Source organism: Pseudonocardia sp. 73-21, assembly GCF_001899645.1.
In the GTDB taxonomy this organism is placed as follows: domain Bacteria; phylum Actinomycetota; class Actinomycetes; order Mycobacteriales; family Pseudonocardiaceae; genus Pseudonocardia.
Map to the genome: position 1 here is coordinate 7,703 of NZ_MKVV01000062.1, position 15,404 is coordinate 23,106.

At 73.3% G+C, this 15,404-nt stretch carries 16 protein-coding genes and 1 pseudogene; 12 read left to right on the top strand and 5 right to left on the bottom strand.

The window, feature by feature from the left end; all coding sequences use genetic code 11:
• Positions 1–116: 116 nt before the first annotated feature.
• From BGP03_RS36000 to BGP03_RS36010, 3 genes and pseudogenes are all read left to right on the top strand, one after another.
• Positions 117–677 (top strand): annotated as a pseudogene (locus tag BGP03_RS36000) (acyl-CoA dehydrogenase family protein); the annotation flags it as partial.
• 496 nt (positions 678–1,173) lie between these two features.
• Entirely contained in the window at positions 1,174–1,266 is a 93-nt protein-coding gene (locus BGP03_RS36005) for an acyl-CoA dehydrogenase family protein (protein WP_363094174.1), read from the top strand.
• A 155-nt stretch (positions 1,267–1,421) separates the two neighbouring features.
• Positions 1,422–1,661 (top strand): acyl-CoA dehydrogenase family protein, encoded by a 240-nt coding sequence (locus BGP03_RS36010; protein WP_363094176.1) that lies wholly within the window; start codon positions 1,422–1,424, stop codon positions 1,659–1,661.
• 2 nt (positions 1,662–1,663) lie between these two features.
• Here BGP03_RS36010 and gap read toward each other — a convergent pair whose 3' ends face one another.
• On the bottom strand, positions 1,664–2,680 hold the full coding sequence (gene gap, locus BGP03_RS20490; RefSeq protein ID WP_296372009.1) for a type I glyceraldehyde-3-phosphate dehydrogenase: 1,017 nt from the start codon (positions 2,678–2,680) through the stop codon (positions 1,664–1,666).
• A gap of 151 nt (positions 2,681–2,831) precedes the next feature.
• On the opposite strand from gap, the gene BGP03_RS20495 reads away from it, so the two are divergent.
• Together BGP03_RS20495 and BGP03_RS20500 are read left to right on the top strand one after the other, a co-directional pair.
• Positions 2,832–3,842 (top strand): universal stress protein, encoded by a 1,011-nt coding sequence (locus BGP03_RS20495; protein WP_299737085.1) that lies wholly within the window; start codon positions 2,832–2,834, stop codon positions 3,840–3,842.
• Positions 3,842–4,063, top strand: a complete 222-nt coding sequence (locus tag BGP03_RS20500; protein WP_296372004.1) for a hypothetical protein — start codon at positions 3,842–3,844, stop codon at positions 4,061–4,063. Before BGP03_RS20495 ends, BGP03_RS20500 begins: the two co-directional genes overlap by 1 nt.
• On the opposite strand, the gene BGP03_RS20505 is transcribed toward BGP03_RS20500, so the two are convergent.
• Positions 4,052–4,750: a response regulator transcription factor gene (locus tag BGP03_RS20505; protein ID WP_296372001.1), complete on the bottom strand. Its 699-nt coding sequence runs from the start codon at positions 4,748–4,750 to the stop codon at positions 4,052–4,054. The two genes, BGP03_RS20500 and BGP03_RS20505, sit on opposite strands and share 12 nt — an antisense overlap.
• A 138-nt stretch (positions 4,751–4,888) precedes the next feature.
• Here BGP03_RS20505 and BGP03_RS20510 point away from each other — a divergent pair, with 138 nt between their 5' ends.
• From BGP03_RS20510 to BGP03_RS20520, 3 genes are all read left to right on the top strand, one after another.
• Positions 4,889–5,908: an acyltransferase gene (locus BGP03_RS20510; protein WP_298799160.1), complete on the top strand. Its 1,020-nt coding sequence runs from the start codon at positions 4,889–4,891 to the stop codon at positions 5,906–5,908.
• A gap of 201 nt (positions 5,909–6,109) precedes the next feature.
• Positions 6,110–6,697: a TIGR03086 family metal-binding protein gene (locus BGP03_RS20515; protein ID WP_298799161.1), complete on the top strand. Its 588-nt coding sequence runs from the start codon at positions 6,110–6,112 to the stop codon at positions 6,695–6,697.
• Between the two features lie 179 nt (positions 6,698–6,876).
• On the top strand, positions 6,877–7,200 hold the full coding sequence (locus BGP03_RS20520) for a putative quinol monooxygenase (protein WP_296371995.1): 324 nt from the start codon (positions 6,877–6,879) through the stop codon (positions 7,198–7,200).
• Here BGP03_RS20520 and BGP03_RS20525 read toward each other — a convergent pair.
• Both BGP03_RS20525 and BGP03_RS20530 read right to left on the bottom strand, forming a co-directional pair.
• Entirely contained in the window at positions 7,139–7,684 is a 546-nt protein-coding gene (locus BGP03_RS20525; protein ID WP_296371993.1) for an SCO family protein, read from the bottom strand. The two genes, BGP03_RS20520 and BGP03_RS20525, sit on opposite strands and share 62 nt — an antisense overlap.
• Positions 7,681–9,147 (bottom strand): hypothetical protein, encoded by a 1,467-nt coding sequence (locus BGP03_RS20530; protein ID WP_298799162.1) that lies wholly within the window; start codon positions 9,145–9,147, stop codon positions 7,681–7,683. The genes BGP03_RS20525 and BGP03_RS20530 overlap by 4 nt, the downstream gene beginning before the upstream one ends.
• A 114-nt stretch (positions 9,148–9,261) precedes the next feature.
• Here BGP03_RS20530 and BGP03_RS20535 point away from each other — a divergent pair, with 114 nt between their 5' ends.
• The 4 genes from BGP03_RS20535 (at position 9,262) to BGP03_RS20550 (ending at position 13,684) form a co-directional block, all read left to right on the top strand.
• Positions 9,262–9,951: a hypothetical protein gene (locus tag BGP03_RS20535; protein WP_298799163.1), complete on the top strand. Its 690-nt coding sequence runs from the start codon at positions 9,262–9,264 to the stop codon at positions 9,949–9,951.
• Positions 9,952–10,170: 219 nt separating this feature from the next.
• Positions 10,171–11,124, top strand: coding sequence for a D-erythronate dehydrogenase (gene denD / locus BGP03_RS20540; protein WP_298799164.1), 954 nt, complete (start codon positions 10,171–10,173; stop codon positions 11,122–11,124).
• A gap of 158 nt (positions 11,125–11,282) precedes the next feature.
• A complete protein-coding gene (locus tag BGP03_RS20545) occupies positions 11,283–12,164 on the top strand; it encodes a diiron oxygenase (RefSeq protein ID WP_296372183.1) in 882 nt (293 codons plus the stop codon).
• Positions 12,165–12,178: 14 nt separating this feature from the next.
• Positions 12,179–13,684 (top strand): FAD-dependent oxidoreductase, encoded by a 1,506-nt coding sequence (locus BGP03_RS20550; protein ID WP_298799165.1) that lies wholly within the window; start codon positions 12,179–12,181, stop codon positions 13,682–13,684.
• 1 nt (position 13,685) lies between these two features.
• Here the strand turns inward: BGP03_RS20550 and BGP03_RS20555 are convergent, their stop codons facing one another.
• Positions 13,686–15,140 carry a protein adenylyltransferase SelO gene (locus BGP03_RS20555; RefSeq protein WP_298799166.1) on the bottom strand — a complete coding sequence of 485 codons (1,455 nt, stop codon included), beginning with the start codon at positions 15,138–15,140 and terminating at the stop codon, positions 13,686–13,688.
• Between the last annotated feature and the right edge of the window lie 264 nt (positions 15,141–15,404).

A 15,404-nucleotide genomic window follows, 5' to 3' on the forward strand; every position in this document is an offset into this window, starting at 1 on the left:
TGCGCGGTGAGGGGCAGCTCGTCTCGTGCGCAGCGTGGGTGGGCGGCGATGACGAGCTGGTGTCGGCTCCCGTGGACATCGAGCCGGACGCCGATCTCGAGAGGTTCCGCGCCGAGGTGGCGGAGTTCCTCGACACCGCCCCGACGGACGCGATCCGCGAGGCCGGCCGCAAGACCACCAGCGCCTTCGCCCCGTTCGACGAGACCATGGCCTGGCAGCGGATCCTGCACGCCCGCGGCTGGGCCGCCCCCGACCGGCCGGTGGAGCACGGCGGCACGGGCTGGTCGGTGCAGCAGCGCTACGTCTACGCCGACGAGTACCAGAAGCGCGGCCTGCCCCCGCTGCTGCCCAACGCGCTGCGCATGATCGGTCCGCTGCTGATGGAGCTGGGCACGGCCGAGCAGAAGGCCCGCTACCTGCCCCGCATCCTCTCGGCCGAGGACTCCTGGACCCAGGGCTACTCCGAGCCCGACGCCGGCTCCGACCTGGCCTCCCTGAGCTGCTCCGCCGTGGCCGACGGCGACGACTACGTGATCAACGGCAGCAAGATCTGGACGACGCTGGCGCACCGGTCCAACCGGATGTTCATGCTCGTGCGCACGAGCCGGGCGGGGAAGAAGCAGCAGGGCATCACGTTCCTGCTACTGGACCGCACCGACCTCCCGGGCATGGTCATCAGGCCGATCGTCGGGCTCGACGGGGTGCCCGAGCAGTGCGAGGTGTTCTTCGACGACGTCCGCGCGCCGCAGTCGGGGCGGGTCGGGGCCGAGAACGAGGGGTGGTCGGTGGCCAAGCAGCTGCTCCGGCACGAGCGGGGCGTGTCGGCCGACAGCCCCGTGCTGCGCCGGCGGATCGAGGTGGTCCGGCGGGCCGCGGCCGCCGCACCGTCCGCGTTCGGGGGCACGCTCGCCGACGACGCGGTGTTCCAGCGGGACCTGGGGGAGCTCGAGGCCGACGTCGCCTCCTACGAGCACGCCGAGAAGCTGGCGCTGGGCGGGCACCCGATCGCCGCGGACCCGGCCTTCCCGTCGATGAACAAGGTGCTCGGCTCCGAGCTCACGCACGCTGATGATGACGCGGGTGGCCGGGCTCGACGCGTTGCCGGACCAGCGCGGCGCCCTGGAGGTGGGCGCCGGGATCGAGGCCCTCGGCGGCGATCTCGCCCTCGTCGCGATGCCCTTCTACCTCAACAGCCGGGCCACCACGATCTACGCCGGCACCAACGAGGTGCAGCGCGACCTCATCGCGCGCACGCTGCGGACCTGAGGGACGGGCATGGACTTCAGCTACACCGCGGAGCAGACGATGCTGCGCGACTCCCTGTCGCGCTACCTGCGGCGCGACTACGGGTTCGACGCCCGGCAGGCGATCGTGCGCTCGACGCCGGGAAGCTCGGGTACCTGAAGGCCCGCTCCACCCTGCTGTACACGACGGCCCTCGCCGAGGCCGGGCGCGCGGGTCCGCGCGACATCGCGATCCTGAAGGCCCAGGCCGGACGGCTCGGGCGGTCGCTCGGCGAGGCCGCGATCCAGACGCACGGCGGGGTCGGCATGACCGACGAGCTGCCGGTGGGCCACCTGCACAAGCGGATCCTCGGCGTCGAGGCGATGTTCGGCGCCACCGACCACCACCTGCGGACGGTCGGGGCCGCGCCCGCCTGAGATCAGCGGCCGGGCAGCGTGCGGGCCACCATCTCGACGAGGTCGACGGTGCGCTGGGCGTAGCCCCACTCGTTGTCGTACCAGCCGAAGACCTTCACCAGGTCGCCGGTGACGGTGGTCAGGCCGGAGTCGAGGACGCACGAGGCGGGGTCGCCGAGCACGTCGCGGGAGACGATCGGGTCGCTCGTGTACCGCAGGATCCCCTTCAGGTGGCCCTCGGCGGCCGTGGCGAACGCCCGGTTGACCTGTCCGACGGTGGCGGGCTCGGCCAGCTGCACGGTCAGGTCGACGAGCGACACGTCGGCCACGGGCACCCGCACCGCCACCCCGTCGAGCCGTCCGTCGAGCTCGGGGATGATCGTCGTGATCGCGCGGGCCGCTCCCGTGCTGGTGGGCACGATGTTCGTGGCGGCCGAGCGGGCACGGCGCAGGTCCCTGTGCGGCCCGTCGATGAGGTTCTGGTCGCCGGTGTAGCTGTGCACCGTCGTCAGCAGGCCGTGCCGCACCCCGAACGACCGGTGCAGCACGTCGACCATCGGGGCCGCGCAGTTCGTGGTGCAGGACGCGTTGGACACGATGTGGTGGTCGTGGGGGGAGTACTCGTCGTCGTTGACGCCGAGGACCACCGTCACATCCACCTCGCCGGGCGCGGTGAGCACGACCTTGCGGGCACCGCCGTGCGCGAGGTGCGCGCCCACCCGTTCCCGGATGCGGAACCGGCCCGTGGCCTCCACCACGACGTCGACGCCGAGCGCGCGCCAGTCCACGTCCTCGGGGCGGGAGTGGTCGAGCACCCGCACGAGGTGCCCGTCGACGGTGAGGTGGTCGTCGTCGGTCTCGATGGGGACGTCCCACCGGCCGTAGGTGGAGTCGTAGCGCAGGAGATGCGCGAGCGTGGCCACCGGCGCGATGTCGTTGACCGCCACCACCTCCACCGGTGAGTCCGGCCGCTGCACGACGGACCGCAGCACGGCGCGCCCGATCCGTCCCATGCCGTTGATCCCGATCCGGACGTGCATGACGTGCTCCTCGATGTCGGTGGTCCCCAGCCTGGGAGTGCCGGGCGCGTCGGCGGCAGTGCCGGTGGCCCCCCGATGCGGGGCCGGTCGGCCCTGCCGCCGCGCGGCCGGCCGCGCGAGCCTGGCTGCTCCGCACGAGTGGAGGAGAACGATGGCCAGCAGGAACCCTGTCCCGCGTCCGGTGGTGGTCGGCATCGACGGTTCGAGGTCGGCGCTCGACGCGGTGCGGTGGGCCGCGGTGGAGGCGGAGCGGCGCCGCACGGGGTTGCGGCTGGTGGAGGCGTTCGGCTGGCTGCCCGTCGAGGACGGCGAACCCGGCCATGCCGACCATGCCGACCATGCCGACCATGCCGACCATGCCGACCATGCCGACCATGCCGACCATGCCGACCATGCCGACCATGCCGACCATGCCGACCATGCCGACCATGCCGACCCGTCCTACCGCGAGGTGCTGACCCGGGCCGCCCGCGAGCGGCTCGATGTGGCCGGCGCGGCCGCCGCCCTGGTGGCGCCCGGCGTGCCGGTGGAGACCGACCTGCTCACCGGCGATCCGATACCCCGGCTCGTCGCCGAGTCCGCGGCCGCGCAGCTCGTCGTCGTGGGGGACCGGGGCCTGGCCGGCATCACCGGCCTGCTGGTCGGGTCCGTGGCCACCGGTGTCGCGGCGCGTGCGGCGTGCCCGACCGTGGTGGTGCGGGGGACCGAGCCGGGTGGCCCGATCCCCGCGGTGGGCCCGGTCGTGGTCGGGGTGGACGGCTCACCGGTCAGCGAGGCCGCCCTGGCCTGTGCGTTCGAGGAGGCGTCGGCGCGCGGTGTCGGCCTGGTGGCCCTGCACACCTGGCGGGACACGATGGTCGACGGGTCGGTGGCGCCCCTGATCGACTGGGCCGCCGTCGAGGCCGAGGAGCAGCAGGTGCTGGCCGAGCGCCTCGCCGGGTGGGCGGTCAAGTACCCGGATGTCGCGGTCGAGCGGGTGGTGGCCCGGGACCGGCCTGCGCACGCGCTGCGCGAGCGTTCGCGGGGGGCCCAGCTGCTGGTCGTCGGTTCCCGAGGCCGGGGTGGCCTGGTGGGCACCCTGCTGGGCTCGGTCAGCCAGACACTCCTGCACCATGCCGCCTGCCCGGTCATGGTCGTGCGCCCCGACCTGGCGCGGTCGTAGTGGCCGCCGACGACGCGGCGGTCGCGGCGCAGCTGGCCGACGTGCACGACGCCCTGCTCCGGGACGCCGAGGCCGTCGGGCTGGACCCGGCCGCGCTGGACGGGGCGCTGGAGCGTGCCGCCGCGACCTACGCCCACCGGCGCGTACGGAGGTTCACCGGCGTGCTCGTCGAGCGGGAGGTGCGGGAGGAGCTGGGGCTGCGCCGCGTGTCACGGCTGTGAGCGGATCTCCGGGCCGGCCTCGAGCCGGTACCCGTGGCCGCGCAGCGTGGTGATCTCGGGGATGGTGCCGGCGTCGGCGTGCTCGCGCAGCCGCCGGCGCAGCGTGGCGATGTGCACGTCGAGGGTCTTGGTGGAGCCGAACCAGTGCTCGTCCCAGACGTCGGCCATGAGGGTCTCCCGCCCCACGGCCTTGCCCGGCTCGGCGGCCAGGCGGGCCAGCAGGTCGAACTCCTTGGAGCGCAGGACCACCTCCCGGCCGGCGACGGTGACGCGCCGGCTCGCGCTGTCGACCACGAGGTCCCCGATCAGCGACCGCTCGGGCGCGGTGGGGGCGCCGCGGCGCAGGTGGGCGCGCAGCCGCGCGTGCAGCTCCGCGAGCCGAACGGGCTTGACGAGGTAGTCGTCGGCGCCGGCCTCCAGCCCGACGACGACGTCCATCTCCTCGCTGCGCGCGGTCAGGATCACGATGACGGTGCCCGGCTGGGCCAGCCGCAGCCGGCGGCACACCTCCACGCCGTCGAGATCGGGGAGGCCGAGGTCCAGCAGCACCAGGTCGAACGAGCCCCCCTCGTCCAGGGCCTGCGCGCCCGCGCGGGCCCAGACCACGTCGTGCCCGTTGGCGCGCAGGCTCTCCGCCAGTGCGCCGCCGATCATGTCGTCGTCCTCCACGATGAGCAGCCTGGTCACGGGCGTGAACCTACCCCGCGGCCCCGCGGGTTACCGCACGGCAAGCATCCGGTGAAGGGACCGCCAACGCCTCCGGTTCCCCGTAACAGCGGATCTCGACCTCTCGATAGGTGGCCGATCGTCATCGAGAGGGGTGCCGTGTTTCTCCGTTACATCCACAATTTCCGGGCCGTCGCGATCCTGGTCATCGTGGCCGGGCACGCCGCGTTCACGCTGGGCCGCGACGCCGAGCCGCGGACGATGGACCTGCTGGCCGACGTGCTCGACTACGGAACCGTCCTCTTCCTGTTCATCGCCGGATTCCTCTTCCAGTACCTGTCCGCGTCGTACGACTACCGCGGCTATCTGGGGCGGAAGCTGCGCAACGTCATCCTCCCGTACGTGATCACCCTGCTGCCCGGGATCGCGTTCGTCCTGTGGACCAACCGGCACGCCGACGGCTCCCCGCTGCTGCGGGTCGCCACGATTCTCGTGACCGGTCTCGGCACGCCGGACTACCCGATGTGGTACATCCCGATGATCACGTTGTTCTACCTCGCGGCGCCGCTGTTCATCCGCATCGTGCGGCATCCGCGGCTCTACTGGGTGGCGGTGCCGTTGCTGGTGCTCTCGACGGTGGCCCAGCGGCCGCCCGAGGCGCAGACGCCCGCCATCGCCCTCTACTTCCTGCCGGTCTACGTCATCGGGATGTGGGTGGGCCACGAGCGCGCCCGCCTCGGGCCGCTGCTGCTGCGGATCTGGCCGTGGCTGCTCGGGCTGTGGGCCGCCGCCGTGGTCATCAGGTTCCTGTTCTCGCCGGTGCACGGCGGCGACTACTCCCGCAACCTGTTCTCCGGCGAGTACGGGTGGGTCGACTGGATGCTGCTGATGAAGCTCGTGCTGGCGTTCGCGCTGGTCGGTCTGCTGCAGCGGTGCGAGGGACTGATCGGCGACCGGCTGACGTTCATCGGCGACATCAGTTTCACGATCTTCTTCGTTCACGTGTACCTGCTGTTCGCGTTCACGCTGGCGTCCGTGGCGCTGTTCGGCGCCGTACCGCAGGGCAACCTGGTGTCGTGGTTCGTGCTGACCGTGGCGGTGGTCGCGGCGGCGGCGGCCGGCACCGCCGTCGCGAAGCGGGTACTCGGACCGCGCAGCCGGTCGCTGATCGGATCGTGATCCCCGTTCCGCGATTCCGCATTGTCCGTACTACCGCCCGACGGAGGAATCGGCTCGGCTGGTGATCGGCGGGGCGGCCACGGTGATGTTCGCGATGGTCAGGCGGGGATCGTCTACGGCGTCCACGCCCTCCCGATCGCCTGGTGAGACCGGGGCACCGGCCCACCGATGAGTCCGGCGCCCGTCGCGGGTCCTACCCGCATGACGCAGACGACAGAGACGGTCGAGTTCGGTCCCGCCGCCCGCGCGCTGGCCCAGGTGGTGGACGGCGTCCGGGACGACCAGCTCGACGCCCCCACGCCGTGTCCGGCGTACACCGTGGCCGACCTGCTCGACCACGTCGCCGGGTTGACGGTGGCCTTCACCGCGGCGGCGCGCAAGCAGGCCCTGGGCGGTGACGCCTCCGGTGACGGGTCACGCCTGCCGGAGGGCTGGCGGGAGCGCATCACCGACGACCTGGCCGAGCTGGCCGCGGCCTGGGCCGAGCCCGCCGCGTACGAGGGCATGACGATGGCCGGGCCGATCGAGGTCCCGGGGCACGTGGCCGCACTCATCGCGCTGAACGAGGTCCTCGTGCACGGCTGGGACCTCGCCCGCGCCACCGGGCAGCCCTACGGGACCGACCCCGCGGCGGTGACGGCGGTGGCCGGCTGGGTGGCGGGGTTCGCGGTGCCCGGCGAGGTGAGCGAGGGGCCGTTCGGCCCGGCCGTGGCGGTTCCCGACACGGCGCCGGTGCTCGACCGCCTCGTCGGCCTCGCCGGGCGCGACCCGGGTTGGCAGCCGTCCTGATCAGGCCGGCCACGCCACCGGGGTGACCATCCCCGCGGGGCACGGTCGCCGCCGTGCTCGTCGTCGACCGGCGCCGCGCCTGTGCGGGCGCATGCGGCGTGGCGTGGCCCGTCCCGGCGTGAGCGTCGCAGTCTGAGCCGATCGTTGACGGGCCCGCGCGACCCCACCAGGATCGACGCATGATCCTGATCAACATCAAGATGTCCATCCGCCCCGACAAGATGGACGAGTGGCTCGCGCTGGCCGACTCCTACAGCAAGGACGTCAACTCGGAGGAGGGCTGCCTGTTCTTCCAGTTCTCCCGCAGCCTGGACGACGAGAACGAGTTCGTCTGCATCGAGGGCTTCAAGGACGGCGACGCGGGCTCCACCCACGTCGCCCAGCCGTACGTGAAGCGGTTCTTCGACACCGCGCCCGACCTCGTGTCGGCGCAGCCCCAGATCATCTACATCGACACCCCGCACGACGGCTTCGGCCCCATGGGGGAGATCCAGCCGCGCTGACGTCGGCCACTGCGAGGCGAGCGACGAGGTCGGCGGCGATCCGGTCGGCCGGGACGGTGTCGGCCCAGTGCGCGACCCGGCGGCCGTCGGGGTCGACGAGGTGGGTGATGGCGGTGTGGGGCACCGCGTAGCCGTCGGGGTCCTCGGCGTCCGGCCGGCGGCGGGCGAAGATCTGGAAGGCCTGCTTCGCCCGCTCGATCTGCCCGGGGTTGCCGGTGAGTCCGGTGAACCGGGGGTGGGCGGCCTCGAGGTGGGTGCGCAGGACGTCGGGGGAGTCGCGGTCCGGGTCGACGGTGACGTAGAGCGGTACCGGCCGGGCGCGGAGACCGTCGAGTGCGGCGTCGAGCTTGGCCAGCGCACGCGGGCAGACCACCCGGCACGCGGTGAACCCGAACTGGACCATCAGCCAGCGGCCCCGGTAGGTCTCCGCGGTGACGGGGGTGCCGTGGTGGTCGACGAGGTCGAACGCGACGAGCTCGCTCACGGCGTCAGCACCAGGTCGACGGCGGGGCCGGTCGGCACCGGCACGACGACCTCGCCGGCGGTGGTGGCGATGTCGGTGCCGTCGAGGACGAGGCGGGCGCCGTCGGGGACGCGGCCGACCGTGACGGTGCCCTCCCCGGGCACCTCGCCGATGCGCCGCATCCGGGCGTGCAGCACGCCGTCGACGACCTCGGCCCGGCTGACCTCGACGTCGCGGTCGACGACGGTGAGGGCGGGCTCGGTGAAGTGCTCCGGGCCCCAGGGCCGGTTGTAGAGACCCCAGAGCCCGTCGGACACGTTGAGCCGGGCGTAGCCGAGCAGCACGTTGCCCGTCATCGGCTCGATCTCGGTGCGGTGCCCGTCGGCGTCGGCCGGAGTGTCGTTGCGGGGGTGGAAGAGCCCGCCGTCGCGCCAGGTGGGGTGCATGAACCGGTCGGCGTGGGTGAGCAGGCCCTCGAGGGTGGTGCAGTCGCCCATCTCCGACGCCCACGCGGCCACCCAGCCGGTGTCGCAGGTGTCGGAGACGACCTGCTGGCCCATGACCTCGCGGGCCGGGGCGCTGCGCACCGACAGCGTGCCGTCGGTTCCGGGGACCAGGAACGCCGCGACCTGCCGGGGGTAGTGCTCGCGCACGAAGTCGCGGTTCCAGGTGTTCATGAGCGCGCCGCACCAGGCGTCGACCCAGGGCGAGGGCCCGTCGTTGGCGCGGACGGCACGGGAGTCCTCGGAGACCATCATCGCGTAGTGGCCGCGGTCGTCGAGGCGCCCGAAATCGGCCCAGGCCCGCTCGTAGCCCGCGACGACCTCGGTCGCGCGGTCCCCGCCGGTGATCAGGTCGTGGAGGCGGAACCCGAGGATGGCGGGCTGATTGCAGATCTGGAACACGCAGTTGGGCTCGCAGGCCACGCCGATGTAGCCGTTCTGCACCATCTGCCAGTACAGGTGCTCGTTGAGGGAGTCGCGGTCGTAGGTGAACCGCTTCTCGGCCCCGCCCCAGAAGAACGACCAGTGCCGGAACGTCAGGGATCCGGGTGCGGCGTAGCGGTCGGCCGCGAACAGGTGGTCGTGCAACAGGGCGCAGGACTGCACGTAGGCGCTGTACATGATGTTGTCGCGGACGACCGGGTCCCACTCCTCGTGGAGCCGGTCGGCGAGGTGGGCGTTGAACACCGAGCCGCCGCGGCTGACGTCGCGCCAGTACATCCACACCTCGGGCAGCAGCAGCTTCGCGATCAGCCGCTGCATCATCGGCTGGAACAGCCCGGGCGCGGCCGGGAGCCGGTGGCGGTGGGCCAGCGCGAGGCCGTAGAGCATGTAGGCGAGCTGGAAGCGGTAGCCGCCGAAGTCGTCCTGGCCGTAGCCCTTGCCCTGCATGAGCGACCAGTCGTTGGGCTGCTGGCGGGAGAGGTTGTCCCAGTGGCGCAGGTGCCCGAGCTGTTCGCGGTCCAACGTGGTTGCCGGCACGCCGTCACGCTACAACCGGGTGGCGCGGTGCGGGGTCCACGCGCCTGCCGGGGGGAAAGGACTGGCCGGCCCGCTCCGCTCAAGACTGTCGGTGATCGAAGGTATGTTCGATCCATGGAGGCGGTGGTGGTGCCCGAGGGCCTGGCGGCGATGCCGCCCGGCCCGGCGCTGGCCGCTGCGCTCGGGGCGATCGAGCTGGATCGGGTGCCCCACGACCGGATGCTCGAGGTCCTCGCCGCCCAGCACCGCCAGCTCAACCACGAACAGGCCCGCATGGTCGCCACCCTGGCCGAGGTCGGCCGCTGCGAGACGATCCCGGCGCCCGGGCTCGTCGCGCGCCTGTCGCGGCCGGGACGCTACGCCGCGGAGGAGACCCGCGCCGCCCTGTACTGGACGCGCAACGCCGCCGACAGCGAGCACGACTTCGCCGAGTCCGTCGTGCACGCGATGCCCGTGGTGTTCGCCGCCTGGTGGTCCGGTGATCTGGATCGGCCGCGGGTGCGGGTGTTCGACCGCTACCTCACGGGACTGGCTCCGGAGCTGATCGCACGGATCTGCGCGGTCGCGGTCCCGGTCGCGCCCCGCAGGACGACGGGGCAGCTGGCCCGCGGGCGCTACCGGTCCCGAGGCGAGTTCCTCGACCCGCCGCTGCCCGACCCCACCGCCACCCCCACCGAGCCCGAGGAGCAGCACGACCGGATCCGGTACGACGACGGCGCCATCCTGCGCCGCCCACCGCCGGAACCCACGCAGGAGCGGGCCCCGCCACCGCCCACCGACCCCTTCGAGCCGCCGCCGTTCTGAGCGGTCGGGCTCGGACGACCATCGGTACTCCGGCCCAGTTCATGATCATCGCAACGGGCCCGGTGGGTGGCGCGCCGGCGATCCGGTGGCCACGGTGGCCACGGTGGCCTCCGCGTCCTGACCCGCCCCGGGCTCCCTGACTGCCAGCACCTGGGGCTGCTGGAACCCCGGGTTCGCCATCCGCAGCGCCGAGGGCATCGGCCTGGCAGGGTCGGGGCCATGAGAGTGGTCATCACCGGCGGGGCCGGGTTCCTGGGTGCGCGGCTGGCGGCGCGGTTGCTCGACGTCGGCGTCCTGGACGGGCGCCGGATCGAGGAGATCGTCCTGTTCGACCAGGTCGCGGCGGCTGTTCCCGACGATCCACGGATCCGCGTCCACGTCGGCGACATCGCCGACGTGGACGCGGTGATCGGCCCGGCCACGTCGTCGGTGTTCCACCTGGCCGCGGTCGTCAGCGGGCAGGCGGAGGCGGAGTTCGACCTCGGCATGCGGATCAACCTCGACGGGTCGCGGTCCGTGCTCGAGGCGTGCCGGGCGGCGGGCCACCGTCCGCGCGTCGTGTTCACCAGCTCGGTCGCGGTGTACGGCGGCGACCTCCCGGACGTCGTCCTGGACTCCACGGCACTCGCCCCCGAGACGTCCTACGGCATCCAGAAGGCGTGTGCCGAGCTGCTGCTGCAGGACTACACGCGCCGAGGTCTCGTGGACGGGCGGGTGCTGCGGCTGCCGACGGTCTCGGTGCGCGCGGGGGCGCCGAACCGGGCGGCGTCGTCGTTCGCCAGCGGCGTCATCCGCGAGCCGCTCGCCGGTGTGGAGTGCGCCTGCCCGGTGTCGCCGGACACGCGGCTGTGGCTCCTCTCGCCGGAGCGCGCAGTCGACTGCCTGGTGGCCGGGCACGAGCTGAGGTCGGCGGACCTCGGTGCCGCGCGGTGCGTCAACCTGCCCGGGCTGTCGGTCACCGTCGGGGAGATGGTGGCGGCGCTGGGCCGGGTCGCGGGCCCGGAGGTGGCGGCGCTGGTGCGCTACGAGCCGGACGCGGAGATCCAGCGCATCGCGTCGGGATGGCCGGGGGAGTGGGACACGTCCCGGGCCACGGCCCTGGGCCTGCGGGGCGACCCCGACATCGACGCGATCATCCGTGCGCACATGCGGGTCGGTCGACACGCACCGTGACCAGGGCGTTCCGCCGGGTGTCGATCACGACCCGTGCCGGGACTCGTCCGGCCCCCACGTTGCACGGTGCTGTTACCGGCAGTACGGTTACCGGTGGTAACACCAGAGTCGACATCGGGGAGGACCCTGTGACCAGCACGATCCAGCAGGACGGCGCCATGCTCGCGGACGAGGACGTCGTGGCGAGCCGGCTGCTGCGCTCCTCGGAGATCCTGTCCTACGACCCCTCGACGGAGGTCGACTGGGAGACGCCGCTGGACACCGGCTTCCACGGCACCAGCCCCGAGTGGTGCTCGCTGTACGGCACCGCCTACTGGGACGAGCTGACGCCGGGGCAGCAGAAGGAGCTGACCCGCCAGGAGTCGGCGTCGGTCGCCAGCACCGGCATCTGGTTCGAGATGATCCTGCAGCAGATGATCCTGCGGGACTTCTACGCCAAGGACCCCACCGACCCGGCCTTCCGGTGGGCGCTCACCGAGATCGCCGACGAGTGCCGCCACTCGATCATGTTCGCCCGCGGTGCGGCCAAGCTGGGCGCGCCGGCCTACCGTCCGAAGCGCCACGTGATCGAGCTGGGCCGGGCGTTCAAGACGATCGCTGTCGGGCAGGCCGCGTACGGCGCCATCCTGGTCGCCGAGGAGGTCCTCGACGTCATGCAGCGGGACTGGATGCGCGACGAGCGCGTCGTCCCGTTCGTGCGCACGGTCAACAACATCCACGTCGTCGAGGAGTCGCGGCACATGCGCTTCGCCCGCGACGAGGTGCGCGAGCGCATGAAGGGCACCGGCCGCGTGCGCCGCGAGATCGACGCGCTGGCCACCGCGAGCGCGGCGTACTTCATCGTCACCAGCATGGTCAGCCCCGACGTCTACACCGCGGCGGGCCTCGACCGCGACCGCGCCGTGCGCGAGGCCGCAGGCAACGAGCACCACCACTCGATGCTGCGGTCGAGCTGTGCCGGCCTGATGGAGTTCCTCGGCTCGGTCGGGCTGCTCACGCGCGCCGCGCGGACGATCTACCGCCGCGCGAACCTGCTCTGACGGAGAGGGAGGCCATGCCCTACGCGATCACCCAGAACTGCTGCACCGACGCCTCCTGCGTGGCGGCGTGCCCGGTCAACTGCATCCACCCGACGCCCGACGAGCCGGACTTCGGCACCACCGACATGCTCTACGTCGACCCGCGCACCTGCATCGACTGCGGCGCCTGCGCGGACGCGTGCCCGGTGGACGCGGTCCGGCCCGCCGAGCTGCTGACGGGCCCGCTGGCCGACTACCCGGCCCTGAACGCCGGGTTCTACGCCGACCGCCCGATGGGCAGGCCCGCCTCGGCGGCGCCGGTGTTCCACGCGTGGGGCCCGGTGGCGTTCCGCACCGCCCTGCCCGCCGACTTCCCCGTGCTCGACGTGGCGGTGGTCGGCACCGGTCCGGCCGGGATGTACACCGTGCAGGACCTGCTGCTGCACACCACCGCGCGGGTGACGGTCTATGACCGGCTCGCCGTGCCGGGCGGGCTGGTGCGGTTCGGGGTGGCGCCCGACCACCCCGCCACCAAGAAGATCGGCGAGACGTTCGCGCGCCACCACGGGCACGAGCGCGTCCGGATGCGGCTGGGCGTCGAGGTGGGCGGTGTCGAGAGCGGCGGGGACGTCATGATGGCGGAGCTGACGGCCCGCCACGACGCCGTGATCGTCGCCGTCGGGGCGTCGCGGGGCCGGGAGCTCGGCGTGCCGGGGGAGAACCTGCCCGGTGTGGAGCAGGCCACCACCGTCGTCGGCTGGTACAACGGCCATCCCGAGGTCGGTGCGGACGCCGTCGACCTGTCGGCGCAGCGCGTCGTCGTGGTCGGCAACGGCAACGTGGCGCTCGACATCGCCCGGATCCTCACCGCCGACCCGGCCGACCTGGAGGGCACCGCCATCGCCCGGCCGGTGCTGGAGCGGCTGCGGGCGGGCGCGGTGCGGGAGGTGGTCCTGCTGGGCCGGCGCGGTCCCGCCGATGCCGCCTACACCCGCCCCGAGCTGCTGGCGCTCACCCGCCGGACCGGCGTCGAGATGGTGGTCGACGCCGCCGACCCCGCCACCGGGGCGGCCATCGACGCCGCCGCCGACGGCGAGCACGCCGCGGTGCTGCGCGGCCTCCGGCGGGAACATCTCGACTGGTCCGTGCCGCCGCCCGGGGACGGCCCGAAGCGGCTGGTGCTGCGCTTCGGCTCCGCCCCGGAGGCCTTCGACGGCGACGGGCGGGTGCAGGTGGTGCGCACGGCCGGGCCGGCCGGGGCCGCGGCCATCCCGGCCGGGCTCGTCGTGCGCGCGATCGGCCACCGCGGCGTGCCGCTGCCCGGCCTGCCCTTCGACGAGGCCGCGGGCGCCGTCCCGAACGACCGCGGCCGGGTCGAGGGCATGCCCGGCGTCTACGTCGTCGGATGGATCAAGCGGGGCCCGTCCGGCGGGATCGGCGCCAACCGCGTCGACGCCGGGGAGACCGTCGGCGCACTGGTCGACGACGTCGTGGCGGGACGCGTGGCGGCCCGGTCGCGGCGCCGGCTGCGTGTGCGCTGACTCAGGTGCCGCAGAACGTGACGTAGTCGCCCGCGTCCGCCGGGGCGGGCGCGGCGTAGGCCTCCAGGCCGGGCCGGGCGTCGAACGGCCGGGCGAGGACCTCGACCAGCCGGGTGAACGGGCCCAGGTCGCCGTCGGTGGCGGCGGTGAGGGCCTCCTCCACCAGGTGGTTGCGCGGGATGTAGACCGGGTTGACCCGGTCCATCTCGTCGGCCGTAGCCGTGCGGAGCGGGGCCCAGCGGGCCGACCACGCGTCGAACGCGGCGGGGTCGGTGAACAGGGACCGGGCCGCCGATCCGGCGGACGATTCCTTCGGAGACAGGGCGCGGAAGAACGACGTGAAGTCCACCTGCTGGGCCTCCACCAGCTCCAGCAGGTCGGCGACCAGCGGCTCGTGACCCGGGCCGGTGATCCCGAGCTTCGCGCTCATGCCGGTGTAGGAGTACCCGTGGTAGCGGTCGGCGAACGAGGCGAGCACCGCGGTGGCCGCCTCCACCGCGGCACCCTGGTCGTCGTCGATCAGGGGCAGCAGGGCCTCCGCGAGCCGAGCCAGGTTCCACTGCGCGATGCCGGGCTGGTTGCCGTAGGCGTAGCGGCCGCCCTGGTCGATGGAGCTGAACACGGTGCGTGGGTCGACCGCCTCCATGAACGCGCACGGACCGTAGTCGATGGTCTCCCCGGAGATCGTCATGTTGTCGGTGTTCATGACGCCGTGCACGAACCCGACCAGCATCCAGCGCGCCACCAGCGCCGCCTGGGCGTCGACCACCCGCTCGAACAGCGCCAGGTACGGGTTGTCCGCCGCGGCCGCGCCGGGGTGGTGCCGGGCGATGGCGTGGTCGGCGAGGCGCTGCAGCAGGGCCCGGTCGCCCGTGGCCGCGGCGTACTGGAACGTGCCGACGCGCAGGTGGCTCGCCGCCACCCGGGCCAGCACCGCGCCCGGGAGCATCTGCTCCCGCACGACGTCCTCGCCCGTCGCGACGACCGACAACGACCGGGTGGTGGGGATGCCCAGCGCGTGCATGGCCTCGCTGACCACGTACTCGCGCAGCATCGGCCCGACCGCGGCCCGGCCGTCACCGCCCCGGGCGAACGGGGTGCGCCCCGAGCCCTTCAGCGCCAGGTCACACCGGTGGCCGTGGACGTCGTGCAGCTCCCCGAGCAGCAGCGCCCGCCCGTCGCCCAGGCGGGGGGAGTAGTTGCCGAACTGGTGCCCGGCGTAGGCCTGCGCCACCGGCTCCGCACCGTCGGGCACGGCGTTGCCGGCCAGGACGGCCACACCGTCGGGGGTGCGCAGCGCCTCCGCGTCGAGCCCGAGTTCGGCCGCCAGCTCCTCGTTGAGGGCCAGCAACCGCGGGGCCGGCGCGGGGGCCGCCTTCCACGGGACGGACAGGCCGTCGAGGTCGCGGACGAAGGAGTTGTCGAACGCGAACAGGGGGCGGATCCCGGTGGTCATGGCTCCAGGGTAGGTGTGAGCGGCGCGCCTCGCGGGCACGGGAGACGCGCCGCTCGCCGGTTCCAACCCGTGGCCGGCCGGTGGTCTTCCTGAACGGTGTTCGGATCGTCAATACTGATGACGAGCGGGGCCACGACCTGTGCCGGACGGCCACGGCGCGACCTCGCCGCGGAGGAGCCGCGCGGTGCCGTTCGCCGCCACGCGACAGCCGCGCGCAAGATCGCCGCCGGTACGGTCGTCGCGTGGGTGATCTGGAGGACGTGG

What these genes read in the sequence shown, in the direction of transcription:
- BGP03_RS36005 (WP_363094174.1), top strand. Translation starts at nt 1,174, where the DNA reads ATGCCCTTCTACCTCAACAGCCGGGCCACCACGATCTACGCCGGCACC.
- gap (WP_296372009.1), bottom strand. Translation starts at nt 2,680, where the DNA reads ATGCACGTCCGGATCGGGATCAACGGCATGGGACGGATCGGGCGCGCC.
- BGP03_RS20495 (WP_299737085.1), top strand. Translation starts at nt 2,832, where the DNA reads ATGGCCAGCAGGAACCCTGTCCCGCGTCCGGTGGTGGTCGGCATCGAC.
- BGP03_RS20515 (WP_298799161.1), top strand. Translation starts at nt 6,110, where the DNA reads ATGACGCAGACGACAGAGACGGTCGAGTTCGGTCCCGCCGCCCGCGCG.
- BGP03_RS20520 (WP_296371995.1), top strand. Translation starts at nt 6,877, where the DNA reads ATGATCCTGATCAACATCAAGATGTCCATCCGCCCCGACAAGATGGAC.
- BGP03_RS20535 (WP_298799163.1), top strand. Translation starts at nt 9,262, where the DNA reads ATGGAGGCGGTGGTGGTGCCCGAGGGCCTGGCGGCGATGCCGCCCGGC.
- denD (WP_298799164.1), top strand. Translation starts at nt 10,171, where the DNA reads ATGAGAGTGGTCATCACCGGCGGGGCCGGGTTCCTGGGTGCGCGGCTG.
- BGP03_RS20545 (WP_296372183.1), top strand. Translation starts at nt 11,283, where the DNA reads ATGCTCGCGGACGAGGACGTCGTGGCGAGCCGGCTGCTGCGCTCCTCG.
- BGP03_RS20550 (WP_298799165.1), top strand. Translation starts at nt 12,179, where the DNA reads ATGCCCTACGCGATCACCCAGAACTGCTGCACCGACGCCTCCTGCGTG.
- BGP03_RS20555 (WP_298799166.1), bottom strand. Translation starts at nt 15,140, where the DNA reads ATGACCACCGGGATCCGCCCCCTGTTCGCGTTCGACAACTCCTTCGTC.